This is a genomic window from Thermogladius sp. (assembly GCF_049970955.1).
GTDB lineage: Archaea > Thermoproteota > Thermoprotei_A > Sulfolobales > Desulfurococcaceae > Thermogladius.
The window spans coordinates 45,741-57,931 of record NZ_JBMFLY010000001.1 but is presented as its reverse complement, the minus strand read 5'-3'; the positions used below and the strand labels follow the sequence as shown (position 1 = coordinate 57,931).

Here is a 12,191-nt window from a genome sequence, read left to right as displayed (position 1 = left end):
CCTAGGAGTCGAAATGCCGCCGCGGGGACTTGAACCCCGGACATCCCGGTCTTCAGCCGGGCGCTCTCCCAGCTGAGCTACGGCGGCCCCTGCATATTCTGAATCTCGCATGGGGGATTTTAATACTTTAACCACACATAGATTTGTACAGCTTTCTGGTTGTGTGGGGTAAAACCTTGATCGCGGCCATATTGGCGGGCGGTTTCGGGAAGAGGTTGAGACCCTTCACAGAAGACGTCCCCAAACCCCTAGTCCAAGTAGCGGGGGAGGCCATCATAGACTGGCAGATCAAGTGGTTGAAGAAGCATGGAGTTAGGGAGCTCGTGATACTTGCCGGCTACAAGAAGGAGAAACTCATCGAGCACCTGGGTAGCGGGAGTAGGCACGGCGTTAAGATAACCTACGTTATCGAGGACGAGCCCCTAGGCACAGGCGGGGCTATAAAGAACGCCGAGCATGTCTTGTCTAAAAACGACATCTTCTTAGTGATAAACGGTGATATACTCACAAACCTAGACCCCAAGAAGCTCGTAGTCAAACTCGAGGAAGACAGGAAGCTTCTCGGAGTCATCGCGTCGATACCGTTGCCCAGCCCCTACGGAGTGTTAAGGATTGAGGGTGATAAGGTGGTGGGTTTCGTGGAGAAGCCTATTATATCCGACTACTGGATTAACGCCGGCATCTACGCGTTGAGACCCGAGAGTTTAAGGTACTTCCCCGAGAAGGGGGATCTAGAGAAAACCGCGTTCCCCAAGATGGCTGAGGAGGGCGTTCTAGGCGTTGTAAGGTATGACAACGTGTTTTGGAGGGCTATAGACACGTACAAAGACTTGGAGGAGGCGTCTAACCTCATCTCAAACGTCCTTAAAGGAGAGCTATGATCAGCATTTCCGGCTCACATCACGGTTCATGAGACCCTCTTCTCATCATCCAGCCCTTCTTAATCGCAGTAGCCGTTTAAAACGGTTTGCTAACACACAACGTTAATCCTCCTCCCGGAGAGTCTTGCCAGAAAAACTTAATACGACAAGATACCTTATGCTTCTTGGTGTAATTTTGGTCCACCAGTACATAAAGGAAAAGACTAAAGAGTTCTCGGAGAGCGAGAAAGAAGAACGGTATAAGTATTTGGGCAAAGAGGTCATAGATGTAGGCGACCCCGGTCTAGACAGCATACCAGAGTTCTACGGTATTGCCAACGCGATCTGGAGGGACTGGAACGAGGGGAAGATATCGACTAAGACCGCTATCGGGAGACTGATGCTTCTCAAGTTACTGACGAATAAGAACAAGAACCGCAAAATAAAGGACATACCAGAGGAGGAGCTTGAGGAGGTCAGAAGCTTCATAGACTACGTCATAAAGGTGATAAGAGCCGGGAGCGTAAAGCGCGGCGAGCCCGAGGAGGAAAGGTCTCCATCTTATTAGCTGTACTGCAGTCTTTCCCACGATAATTACCTTTTTTACTATTCCACGTTACGCGTAGACCTGGGCTTATAGGTTTATAAAACAATGCAGTTTAGATGATATTCTTGGACGCGGCGGTCGTCTAGCCTGGAATAGGACGCCGGCCCCCCAAGCCGGAGATCCCGGGTTCAAATCCCGGCCGCCGCATCGGCTTAAACACGTCCTCCCTAACCTCATCCCTCCTTTGCCAACGCCACCAACAACACTATTGCCGAGAGTAGGACGAACGCAACGAACAGGATCATCTGTATGTTCACTTTCACCACCCGCAAGTCTTGTTGAGAATTTGTAGAATCTCCAGGTTGACCTCTTCTACATTGACTATGCTGTAACCTGGAGAAAACAAGTGCAGGTTCGCCACGGCGTTCTTTGCGGCGTTGTCTAGCAGGAGCTTCACGAGTAGGTGACGCGGCAAACCCGTTTCATTGGACACTCTATCAACCTGCTCCAACGCGTAGGTTAGTGGAACGTACGGGTCCGCACCTGAGGAGGTCATATTAGTGCTGAAGGGGTGGAATAGAGGGCTTGACTCGTTGTAGTGCGCCACCAGGGAGGAGGCTATAACCCTCCCGCAGGCCACGTGTAGACTCCCCTCAGCCCGCCACGGCGCAATCGCGTGTGAGACCAGCCACACTAAGGCCGGGTACACGAAGCCCAACACGACCATTAGAATTAGTAGGAGAGCCACCGGGCAAGCCAGCCTAAGCACGACCCTAGAGAAGCTCACCAGTGGATCACCCCGTAAATGGTCCATGCGACCGCGGTATCGATCAACTTGATCGCGACGAACGGTATAATAGCCCCCGAGATACCGTACACGATAAGGTTCCGCACTAGGAGCCTCTTGAAAGTGGAGACCTTGAAACCCGCCCCCCTCACTGCGAGCGGTATTAACAACGGGATTATGATGGCGTTGAAAATCATGGTGGCTAAGACGGCCGTCACAGTGTTGTACAGGTTGAGGAAGTTTAGGAAGCTCGCCTGGGGTACTACTGTTGAGATTATGAACGGGAGTATAGTGAAGTACTTGGCTATGTCGTTCATTATACTGAAAGTCGTGAGAGCGCCTCTGGTCGTTAATATAGACCTGCCGAGCTTGATGATGTCGACTATCCTAGCCGGGTTGGAGTCGAGGTCTATCATATTGGCAGCCTCTTTAGCGGGCCTCGTTCCCGTGTGCATTGCAACACCAACGTCAGCCCTCGCGAGAGCCGGGGCGTCGTTTGTTCCGTCGCCCATAACTGCCACTACATGCCCCTGCTTCTTTTCTCTTTCTACCAACAGCAGCTTGTCCTCGGGCTTGGCCTGGGCGTAGAAATCCTCTATGCCAGCCTCTTTTGCGATACTAGCCGCAGTATAGGGGTTGTCTCCCGTGATCATGACCGTTTTTATGCCCATCAACTTCAGCTCGTGGATCTTCTCCCTGATACCTTTCTTCAACCTGTCTCTCAGCACGACGAAACCGACGAGGACGTCGTTGAAGGCCACTAGTAGTGGGGTGTCGCCACGAGACCCTATAGTCTTCACGATGTCCTCTATCCTGGGGTCTTTTTCAATGCCCAGGAGTCTTAATATGGCGTCTGGAGCTCCTTTGACTATCCTGACCTCCTCACCCAGACTCCTCATGGCTAAAATCTCCTTCTCAATCCTGGACAGTGGTTGGCCCTCCGGCCCCCCGAACACTCTCTTACCTCCCCTCCACGCGAAGACTATACCGCCGTACCTCTTGCTAGGTGTGTAGTTTATCCTCGACGCGACCATAGCCTCTTCCACTAGGACTTTGGCTGGGACGTAGCCTTTCTCTTCGGCCAGCTCGATTATCGACTTCGCCTCGTGCGTAGAGTCTCCTACAGAAGACAGGTACGCCGCGATCGCCACGTCCCTCTCGCTATAGTTGTTCAGCGGGATGAATTCGACAGCGCTCCTGATACCCTCGGTAATAGTGCCAGTCTTATCGAAGATCACGACATCTACGTCACCCGCCGCCTCCACCGCCTTACCCGACTTGGCGATGACGTTGTGGCTCGCGAGCCTTAGTACACCCGATATCCCTATCGCAGGCAGTAGCCCCCCTATGGTTGTCGGCATTAAGGCCACCAGTAGTGAAATCATGAGAGACGGGTCTGGGTAATTGCCGAAGGCGCCTAGTATGAAGTACAGCGACGCCACTACCACTAGGAAGATCAGCGAGAGGCCGAGGAGTAGCATCGACAGCATTATCTCGCTCCTCATCCTCGCTCTTTTGGCCCCCGAGATCAGGGCTATCATTTTGTCGAGATAGCTCTTGCCCGGTTCAGCAGCGACCTCTACAACGATCTTGCCCATTACCACTTTAGTACCAGATATGACTCTGTCGCCCTTCCCCTTGAAGACGGGCTCCGACTCCCCTGTAAGCATCGATTCGTCGACGAAGGCCTCCCCCTCAACAACAAAGCCGTCCTGAGGGATGTACTCGTTCTGTTCTACCACTACATAGTCCCCAATCCTCAGCTCACTAGACTTGACGTCAACCACCTTGTCGCCTACCAGTTTATGTGCTACTATCTCTTTCTCGAGCCCTCTCAGGAAGTCGACCCTAGCCTTAGCCTCGTGCTCGGAGAAGGACTCCGACAGCGTCGAGAACCACACCGTGATTAGTAGAATGGCGAAGACGTCCACATAGAACCACGTGCCCAAGTAAGGCGAGGGGTAGAAGACGAGAGGTAACTCGAAGAACGCCCCCAGCTCTACAATGAACATTATCGGACTTGTCTTCAGTAGGTAGAGGGGGTTTAGCCTCTTGACAGACTCGGCTAAGACACTAATCCAGCTGACTTTAAACTCGCTCAACTCATCCACCCATGAGCAGGGGGCCTATCGCCAGGAACGGGAAAAACGTTAACGCGGCCAGAATTAGGATCATGACCACAGAGAATACTACGAACAGCAACCCCTGTGTTTCGACGGGCTCCTCGGCAACGCTTCTCTTGGCTTTACTGATGTCGTCGGCTATCAGTAAGAACAGGAGAATAGGCAAATACCTGCCCAAGAGCATGACTATAGCCGTCGACAGGTTCCAGAAGACCGTGTTACCGAGAGACCCTAGGTAGCCGGAGCCGTTGTTGGCCGCCGCAGAGGTGTACTCATACAAGACCATCGTGTACGTGAGAGGGTCCAGGCTATTCGAAAAGGCTGTGTACTGTCTTAGTACTAGAGCTATAGAAGTCGGCACGAGTATAATGGCGGGGTGTATCAGGAACACCACTGTAGATAGCTTGACTACTCTAGGAGATATGGGGATGTTAACGAATCTCGGAGTCTTACCCACCATCAACGAGCCGATGAAAATTATTATGAAGACGTAGACTAGCAGGTACAGCAGCCCTACTCCATCGGCCCCGGGGACGGCCTGGATGAACATAGCTGTAAGGAAGGCGGCTATGGCGGAGGGCTTCATGGCCAGCAGACTCGAAGCCGTGGCCCCTGCATTCGACAAGAGAGCGGCCGTATTGAAAACGAGGGTGCCCGGGTAGCCGAGTCTCGGCTCTATCAGGTTGTTTAGGGAGGGCACGCCGCTTACTACGGAGACGCCGACGATTATGAAAGCCGTTACGTAGGCTACGGCGAACAGGGAGAGGCCCCTACGTTTCCCTAAGACCCTGCCGAATGCAAAGAGCATACTCGTAGGTATGAGTAGCATTAAAACCGACTCTATGAAGTTCGTGAGCCCGCTCGGGTTTTCGAGAGGGTAGGCGGAGTTCGACCCGTAGAAACCCCCACCGTTAGTACCTAGAAGTTTTATCGCCTCGAACGAGGCTACTGGGCCTAACCTCAACATAAACGACCCGGAATACGGGCTCTCTACTAGAACCCACTCCTTGAAGGTTTGTGGGACGCCCAGGGCAGATAGCAGTACTGCGCTGACGATGGATAGCGGTAGCAACAGTAGCCCTAACGTCATTATCAAGTCGCGGTAGAAGTTGCCCGCCCCTTCTCCAATCAGCGACCGGAGGAATGCTAGCGAAACTGCTATACCTGTAGCGGGAGCCAGAAACATCGTCGAGCCGATAACTATGCTTTGAGCCATGTTCGTTAGCGTCGTCTCGCCGATGTAATGCTGGAGATTCGTGTTCGTCGCGAAGGATACCGCCGTATGGAAAGCTAGGTCCCATGGAAGGTCGGTTCCACCGAAGAATAGCCCCTGTTTAGCGAGTAGCACGGTGTCGATGGCTATTAAGATGAAATTGAAAAACAGTAAGTCTTTAGCGTAGTCGGTGAAGGACTTGTTAGCAGTGTCTAAGCCCATACGGTCCAAGCACCTGTAAATTACCTCTAGGACTCTCGGGGGCTTCTTGTGCCATTCAACAACCATTTTTCTAATAACCCCGCTTAGTGCGTAGCCCGCTACGACGGTGGTCAAGAAGACGTTAAGCCAGTAGACGATCAGCAGTTGAATCATAGAAACACCCTAAAGTTAATGGACTACCGTTAGCACTATTGCTTCATGGCACCTGTCCACTATAGACATGGAAATGGGTATTAGATGGCAACCTTATTAATCTAACAGCATACCGCTTAAGACGGCCTTTTACAAAGTTTCCCTACCATGAATAGTTGAAGTGCTAGGGCTCCGCATATATCAGAGTGTACCCTTTCTTGCTGACCTTTTCAACGCGCTTGTATACATCTCTCGCCTTGCTAAGAATCCTCTCTCCACCCTTAGCTAGCACGAACTGAGCCCATCCACCGCTCTTCAGGTGGTGGACAGCCCCCAGTACTATCCTCTCCACTACCTCCATGCCCGCCGCAAGAGGGGGGTTTGAGTATATCGCATCAAACTTCTTCCCTTTGAAAGGCTCGTAGGCGTCTCCTAGGACCACTACAACCCTATCCTCCACCTTATTCAGTTTAGCGTTTAGCTTTGAGACCTTAACTGCGAGCGGGTTCACGTCCACCATGTAGACTCTCAGGCGGGGCGCCACGCTCGCGACCGCTATACCTATGACGCCAAAACCGCATCCGACATCTAGGACTTCTCCCTCGTCGGGTATCCTTAGGTGTTCCAGTAACAGTCGAGTGCCCTCGTCGACCTCGCTACCGGAGAACAGGCTCGTGTACGAAATGAACTGGAGAGACACGCCTCTGTAGACGTAGGTGACTACGACTTTATTCCCTGTAGCCCCCTTCTTAAAGTAGTGGGTCAACTCTTCGAGACCTGCCTCTTCCAGGCTTGCGGGTATACGCCCGGCTGCATGTATACTCTCTTGGTCTTAACTACGATGCCCTTGTCCATGTTTTTGATCTCGGCGGCGTCGTGCTGGGATACGCCCAGCGATACCAGCTCGCCCTTCAGTGTAAAAACCGCCACCGTAGATCCTTTCCTCACGTCGCTCGTGACTCTCGCTACGCCTGGCGCGGCGAGGTTGGCTCCGTGGGCTATGGCGTCTACTGCCGTGTCTAGTATCATTACTTTAGGTAGGTGTACAACCGAGACTTCGACAGGCTGTACTACTCTCCTGAGTAGTCTCTCGTCCCCTTTCTCCTTCCATAGAGTGACTGCTTCCATGACCTCCTGCAATGTAAACAGGGTCTCGTCCTCTCTGAACGGCCCTGTCCTAGTCCTCCTGAGCTCCCTCATGTGAGCCCCTACACCCAGTAGCAACCCTATGTCGTGAGCTATCTTCCTCATGTAAGTACCTGGGTCGGAGAGTACGCGGACTAGTGCGAACTTGTCCCTGTACTCGAGCAGCTCTATCTCGTAGACTTTCCTTTTCCTCAGAGTTCTCTTCACGCTCGATCTCAAAGGTGGTCTCTGGTAGATCTCGCCCTTGAAGTACTCAACAGCCCTCCTCAAACTCTCCTCATTCACCGCGTCGTGGAGCTGAATCACCATGACGTACTCCTTGACCGTGTGGATTACGTTACCGATCACTTTTGTGGCGTTCTCTAGGCCTACTGGCAGGACACCTGTTACTTTGGGGTATCCCCGCCCCGTCTACAGGGGCTCTAGGGTACCCCCGTGCCCTGCCTTGCTAACCCCTAACAGTTTCTTAACCCACGCTACTACTTCGTGACTTGTGGGCCCTGGTGGTTTGTCTAAGTTTATCACTCCGTTAACAATGTGCTCCTTGATCGGCCTCTCGTAGGGAAGTCTACCGTAATCGCTCGACGTGTCGGCTTCTCTCACCACTATCCAGTCGTTTTTATAGCCAGCCCTCTCTGTTATGTGGTCTAGGAATTCCAGCCCTCTCTCGACTAGACCCATCGGGTAGCACCACCCTAAGTCTTTAATGCACTAGTCGCCACCTATTAAGGAGCTTAATACACGATAAAAGGTGAGGCGATGAGCTGAAGACCTTTACTAAAACAGCCGTACGGGTCGGCCGTGTTTAGGTGGGCATCGTCGTCTAGACGACGCTGGTTGAGACCTTTACTCTCTCTTTCATGAAATCCGTTAGCCCGCTTTCACCGATGGCCTTCAATACCTCCTCGTCGCTCGCTCCTCTAGATATCGGTATTTTCTTGTCTAGAGGCTCTATGTGCTTTATGTTGACCCTCCTCCGCTTCACCCCTGTAAGGCTCTTCGGGCCTGTAATCAGGACGAAGCTGTCGTCTATTATGTCGACTATGACGCACTTCCTGCCCGCCTCTCTACCCGACACCTTGACGCAGATCCTGCCTATCTCAATAGCCGGCATAATCCACACCCTCTCTCAATGATTAGCAGTTTTATGTGTTTTTAAAAACTTGTCTATACTATTCTTTATGATCGCAAAAGTCTCCTCCACACCCAACTTTGACGTGTCTATGACTAGGTCGAAAATTGACAGGTCCAGCGGGTCTATACCGTAGAACTCTATGAACCTCTTCCGCTGGACGCTCTCGCGCACAATAGTCTCGCGTAAAGCGTCCTCGAAAGGCTTGTTGTCCCTTGCCGCGATTCGGGCTACGCGGACTTTTAGAGGGGCTGTTATGTAGATCTTAAAGTCTACGAGGTCGCTAGCTATCCATGCCGTTAGATGGCCGTCTAGCACTACATTGTCTTCGTGCGCTAATTGGAACGTCCTCTTGTCTATCTCTAGGTCGATACTCGGGTCTTTCAGCGCGACGAGAGATAACTCCTCCAGCGACAACCCCCTGCTTCTGGCCAGCTCTCTGAAAATACCACCAGCGGAGTAGTAGACCAGGTCGTAGGTGTCCGCAATTCTCCTAGCTTGTGTAGTCTTCCCACTCCCAGGAGGGCCGCTTACAGCTATCCTCACCAACTTCAGCACCGCAAAATGTAGACTATCTAGCTGGCAGCCCTAACAGAGCGCCTAATAAGCTTGGCAAGACAACTCGGGCAGATAACTCCGCCGTAGATCCTCTCGGGCCTTTTCTCAGTCTTAGCGAGCTTCCTCAGCTGACTCGGCCTGAGCCTCGGGACACCGTTGAGCGGTCGTCCACATATAGCACAATGGGCAGGGGAGGGTCTTCTCTTCTCATAGTGGACTCTAAGCTCGCCCCCTGGCGTCCTCACCACAACCCTTCTCCAGCTCCTAGTCCTGTACATAGGTCTGGGCATCGCTGACGACCCTGTAAGCGTTATCGTGTTATCCTGAAAATCGGCTCGGTGTCTAATAAATCCTACTACTCCCCTATGATTCTCTTCAGCAATGGATATGCCTCGAGCGCCCTCTCGTACGCTATCAACATGTAGTACTGCTGTACAATGCCGATTGCCAGTAAGAGGCCCATTCCGCCGCCGTAGACGCCAAGCACGTCGGATAACGCTGCTATAACGCCCACTATAATACTGGACAGCACTGTGAGAGGTGTTATGTATTTGTCGAGCATCTTCTCCAAGACCTTGGGGTTCCTCCTCATACCGGGGACTTCCAACCCGCTGTCTACTAGCTGTTGCGCCTGAGCGGCCGCGTTTAGCCCGGAGACCTCCACCCACATGTAGCCGAACACTACCGATAGCAGTACGAGCACCACGATGTAGACAACGGTCTTAACGGGGTCGGCATAGGCGCTGTAGACTCCCAGAGGGGAGTTCAGGTAGTACGCGATCCCGCCGACTAGGTTGCCGTTTTGGTCGTACGTAGCGAGTGCGTTGACTAGCCACTGGGGTATCAAGCCACCTCCGTAAGTCCTGAACAGCGACGCGAATACTAGGATGTCCGCGTACAATATACCCACAAACAGGACAGGGATGTTCGAGACGTAAAGGAATTGTAGGGGTATCCGAGTCTTTATTGACTGAAGTCTCGGCGTTGTAATGGGAATGTTAACCCTCATGTTGCTTAAGTAGATCACGAGTACCGCGACAACGATCGTAGCTATGAGACCGACCAGGTCCCTCCCGCCGGGTCTTATCATTATGCTCGACAGGCTACTGCCAGTGGAGATGGCCTGTATGAGGTAGGGTATCAACCCCACGGCTGTTCCGTTTATCACGACTGGGCTGAATATGTTCCAGAAGATTATTGTCGCAACACCGGACAGGATGAAGAGGCTGACACCCGACCCTATACCCCAACCCTTTTGTATCATCTCGTCGAGTAGTATCGCGATGTAGGCTCCCGCGAAGATCTGGAGCCCCACTATCAACCTAGTAGACCACGAAGCAGTACACGCAGTGAACGGGTTGGGCCCCGTGACTACCCAATACCTACACGACAAGACATACATCGCAGCCTCGAAGACGGCCAATATGATCGCCAGCGTCTTCTGGGCCGAGGTAAACTTCTTCCTATCCTCTGGGTCTGTAAGGTCGAGGTCGACCAGCTTAGCTCCGACTAGGATCTGCATTATCAGGCCCGCGGTCACGATCGGGCCTATACCTAACTCCATTAGGGTCCCCCTATTAGACGCAAAGATCACCTGTATTAGCAGTATCTGTTGTTGCGAGGCCGGCTGAATAGGGATACCGTACAGAGGGGTGTTAGCAAGTATTAGGTATACTATTAGCGCCATAGCGGTCCAGAACAGCCTCTCGTACAAGGAAGGTTTCCTATCCGGCTTCTTGGCGGCAGGCAAGTAGTCGGCTATCCTAGCCATTACGTCTAAGGCTCCCATCATGGACACCAGCGGGTTGCTGGCGTAAATTAAGCTATCTGGGTTAGAGATATCAAGTAGCTTATTAAAACTTATCCGTTGAGAACGTTAACGTCGCTCGAGGAGTTGAACTAGCCCGCCGGCTTCCTCTACTTTCTTCTTAGCGTTCTCTGTCACGTACTCTGCGATGATCTTCATTTTCCTAGTGACTTTTCCTGAACCCGTCACCTTGTTAAACCCGAGTTTAGTAACGTCGATGACTATCAGGTCTCCTTCGATGACGGCCTTGCCCTCCCTAACTAGTTTTTCTGCTATCTCGTCTAGTAACCCCACGTTGATCTCACGGACGTCTTCCGTCTTACTCGTCGGGTTGACAAAGCCGTGTTTCCCATACCAGTTTGGCGCGTACTTCAACATCCAGATCCATTTGTGCTTGTGCATCCCAACCGCGCCGAAGCCTCCTCGCGAACCACTCTTTCTGTGCTGTCCTACCCTACCCCACCCCATGGTGCGCGTCCTACCCCGTAGCTTCCTGCTCTTCTTCCTCCTCCTGACTACCATCTCCAACACCTCATAGCATTCTTTTGATCAACTCGTTGATCGCTGGCCCGCGGTAGCCTAGTTCGCCATGATCTCCAATGGGCTTTTTAATGCTACCCTTGAACCCGCCTCTCGGCGGGTGTAGCCTGAAAACGGGTTTTATGATCTCCTGTTTGTGGAGGACAACCTCGCCTGCGAAAATCTTCCTCGCCAACTCCTCGTAGCTACCTACGTTGAAGTACTTCTTCAGTAGCTCAGTGGTTAGCCTAGAGCCGCCTACGACCCTACCCCTCTTCTCCAAGACTTGCGCGAGCGTCTCCTCGTCGATCTCGCCCCAGGTTACCCAGTCCTTTACTACCCTCAACATTCCCTCGAGGCCTGGCAGGTCCTTTGGGTATATTACCATGTGGTACTTTTTTCTCAGCCTCAGCAACTTTAGCGTGTGCTCGACGTCGGGCGGGGTGTCTGGAACACCTCTAACCCTGATAATCGCATAGAGCACTGGCATCGCCCAACCCCTAGCCCCTCAGCCAGTCGAGCGGCGTAACAAACTTATAGGTGTTCTTGAGAGCGTTTAGAGTCGCCTTGGCGAAGTTGACCGACGTCCTCGTCTCGCCGAAGGTCTCTGTCCAGGCGTCCTTTATGCCCGCGAGTCTCAACACGACTTTGGCGACTTCTCCAGCGACTAGACCTGTACCCTTAGGGGCAGGCTTAATCACGATCCTGACGCTGCCACTCTTCCCAACGACCGTGAACGGAACGCTGTGCGGCTCTCCACACCTGCACTCCCAGCTACCGCAACCCCTCTTGACAGGGATAATGTTCAACTTGGCGTCTCTTAGCGCTTTGTTCAGCGCTTCCACGTACTGTTTGGCTTTGCCTAGTCCGACCCCGACAAAGCCGTCCTCGTTACCTACTACCACCACAACCCTGAACCTAGTCCTCCTACCGGCGTCGGTCATCTTCTGTACGAGGCCCGCGTCTATCCTCTCGTACTTGAGATTGGGTAAGAGGTAGTCGACTATCTCCGGCTCTAATAGTGGTAGGTTCTTCTCGAATATCTCCTTAAGAGACGTGATCTTGCCCTCTAGTACCATCTTACCGACTTTCGTCCTCGGAACCCACTTCTCCAAGGCCGCCTTATCCACAGCACTCATACTCAT

The 12,191-nt window shown here is 52.5% G+C and carries 14 protein-coding genes, 2 tRNA genes and 1 pseudogene; 3 read left to right on the top strand and 14 right to left on the bottom strand.

The genetic code is table 11. The annotated features are described in order from the left end of the window. Nucleotides 1-14: 14 nt before the first annotated feature. Nucleotides 15-87: transfer RNA gene (locus tag ACP5VX_RS00370), tRNA-Phe, on the bottom strand. 89 nt (nt 88-176) lie between these two features. Here ACP5VX_RS00370 and ACP5VX_RS00365 point away from each other — a divergent pair. The 3 genes from ACP5VX_RS00365 (at nt 177) to ACP5VX_RS00355 (ending at nt 1,614) form a co-directional block, all read left to right on the top strand. Continuing rightward, nucleotides 177-881, top strand: a complete 705-nt coding sequence (locus ACP5VX_RS00365) for a nucleotidyltransferase family protein (protein ID WP_428723917.1) — start codon at nt 177-179, stop codon at nt 879-881. 175 nt (nt 882-1,056) lie between these two features. Further along, nucleotides 1,057-1,428, top strand: coding sequence for a hypothetical protein (locus ACP5VX_RS00360; RefSeq protein WP_428724017.1), 372 nt, complete (start codon nt 1,057-1,059; stop codon nt 1,426-1,428). 110 nt (nt 1,429-1,538) lie between these two features. Next, nucleotides 1,539-1,614, top strand: a tRNA-Gly gene (locus ACP5VX_RS00355). Between the two features lie 112 nt (nt 1,615-1,726). Here the strand turns inward: ACP5VX_RS00355 and ACP5VX_RS00350 are convergent. From ACP5VX_RS00350 to ACP5VX_RS00290, 13 genes and pseudogenes are all read right to left on the bottom strand, one after another. After that, nucleotides 1,727-2,194 (bottom strand): potassium-transporting ATPase subunit C, encoded by a 468-nt coding sequence (locus ACP5VX_RS00350; RefSeq protein WP_428723916.1) that lies wholly within the window; start codon nt 2,192-2,194, stop codon nt 1,727-1,729. After that, nucleotides 2,191-4,305: an HAD-IC family P-type ATPase gene (locus ACP5VX_RS00345; RefSeq protein WP_428723915.1), complete on the bottom strand. Its 2,115-nt coding sequence runs from the start codon at nt 4,303-4,305 to the stop codon at nt 2,191-2,193. The genes ACP5VX_RS00350 and ACP5VX_RS00345 overlap by 4 nt, the downstream gene beginning before the upstream one ends. After that, nucleotides 4,298-5,905, bottom strand: coding sequence for a potassium-transporting ATPase subunit KdpA (locus ACP5VX_RS00340; protein ID WP_428723913.1), 1,608 nt, complete (start codon nt 5,903-5,905; stop codon nt 4,298-4,300). Before ACP5VX_RS00340 ends, ACP5VX_RS00345 begins: the two co-directional genes overlap by 8 nt. A 163-nt stretch (nt 5,906-6,068) precedes the next feature. Continuing rightward, entirely contained in the window at nt 6,069-6,650 is a 582-nt protein-coding gene (locus ACP5VX_RS00335) for a class I SAM-dependent methyltransferase (protein ID WP_428723912.1), read from the bottom strand. Then, nucleotides 6,647-7,414 (bottom strand): annotated as a pseudogene (locus tag ACP5VX_RS00330) (RNA-guided pseudouridylation complex pseudouridine synthase subunit Cbf5); the annotation flags it as partial. The gene ACP5VX_RS00335 and the pseudogene ACP5VX_RS00330, both read right to left, overlap by 4 nt. A 27-nt stretch (nt 7,415-7,441) precedes the next feature. After that, nucleotides 7,442-7,711: a tRNA pseudouridine synthase A gene (locus ACP5VX_RS00325; RefSeq protein WP_428723911.1), complete on the bottom strand. Its 270-nt coding sequence runs from the start codon at nt 7,709-7,711 to the stop codon at nt 7,442-7,444. A 142-nt stretch (nt 7,712-7,853) separates the two neighbouring features. After that, entirely contained in the window at nt 7,854-8,144 is a 291-nt protein-coding gene (locus ACP5VX_RS00320; protein ID WP_428723910.1) for a 50S ribosomal protein L14e, read from the bottom strand. Nucleotides 8,145-8,159: 15 nt separating this feature from the next. Continuing rightward, on the bottom strand, nt 8,160-8,711 hold the full coding sequence (gene cmk / locus ACP5VX_RS00315) for a (d)CMP kinase (protein WP_428724016.1): 552 nt from the start codon (nt 8,709-8,711) through the stop codon (nt 8,160-8,162). A 26-nt stretch (nt 8,712-8,737) separates the two neighbouring features. Continuing rightward, on the bottom strand, nt 8,738-9,010 hold the full coding sequence (locus tag ACP5VX_RS00310) for a 50S ribosomal protein L34e (RefSeq protein WP_048162913.1): 273 nt from the start codon (nt 9,008-9,010) through the stop codon (nt 8,738-8,740). A 65-nt stretch (nt 9,011-9,075) separates the two neighbouring features. Then, nucleotides 9,076-10,509: a preprotein translocase subunit SecY gene (secY, locus tag ACP5VX_RS00305; protein ID WP_428723909.1), complete on the bottom strand. Its 1,434-nt coding sequence runs from the start codon at nt 10,507-10,509 to the stop codon at nt 9,076-9,078. Between the two features lie 87 nt (nt 10,510-10,596). Then, nucleotides 10,597-11,049 (bottom strand): uL15 family ribosomal protein, encoded by a 453-nt coding sequence (locus ACP5VX_RS00300; protein ID WP_428723908.1) that lies wholly within the window; start codon nt 11,047-11,049, stop codon nt 10,597-10,599. Between the two features lie 10 nt (nt 11,050-11,059). After that, nucleotides 11,060-11,536 carry a 50S ribosomal protein L30 gene (locus ACP5VX_RS00295; protein WP_428723907.1) on the bottom strand — a complete coding sequence of 159 codons (477 nt, stop codon included), beginning with the start codon at nt 11,534-11,536 and terminating at the stop codon, nt 11,060-11,062. A 10-nt stretch (nt 11,537-11,546) separates the two neighbouring features. Then, the gene (locus ACP5VX_RS00290) at nt 11,547-12,191 is read right to left on the bottom strand and encodes a 30S ribosomal protein S5 (protein WP_428723906.1); all 645 of its coding nucleotides are present in this window, start codon (nt 12,189-12,191) and stop codon (nt 11,547-11,549) included.

What these genes read in the sequence shown, in the direction of transcription:
- ACP5VX_RS00295 (WP_428723907.1), bottom strand. Translation starts at nt 11,536, where the DNA reads ATGCCAGTGCTCTATGCGATTATCAGGGTTAGAGGTGTTCCAGACACC.
- ACP5VX_RS00310 (WP_048162913.1), bottom strand. Translation starts at nt 9,010, where the DNA reads ATGCCCAGACCTATGTACAGGACTAGGAGCTGGAGAAGGGTTGTGGTG.
- secY (WP_428723909.1), bottom strand. Translation starts at nt 10,509, where the DNA reads ATGGGAGCCTTAGACGTAATGGCTAGGATAGCCGACTACTTGCCTGCC.
- ACP5VX_RS00320 (WP_428723910.1), bottom strand. Translation starts at nt 8,144, where the DNA reads ATGCCGGCTATTGAGATAGGCAGGATCTGCGTCAAGGTGTCGGGTAGA.
- ACP5VX_RS00340 (WP_428723913.1), bottom strand. Translation starts at nt 5,905, where the DNA reads ATGATTCAACTGCTGATCGTCTACTGGCTTAACGTCTTCTTGACCACC.
- ACP5VX_RS00325 (WP_428723911.1), bottom strand. Translation starts at nt 7,711, where the DNA reads ATGGGTCTAGTCGAGAGAGGGCTGGAATTCCTAGACCACATAACAGAG.
- ACP5VX_RS00290 (WP_428723906.1), bottom strand. Translation starts at nt 12,191, where the DNA reads ATGAGTATGAGTGCTGTGGATAAGGCGGCCTTGGAGAAGTGGGTTCCG.
- ACP5VX_RS00300 (WP_428723908.1), bottom strand. Translation starts at nt 11,049, where the DNA reads ATGGTAGTCAGGAGGAGGAAGAAGAGCAGGAAGCTACGGGGTAGGACG.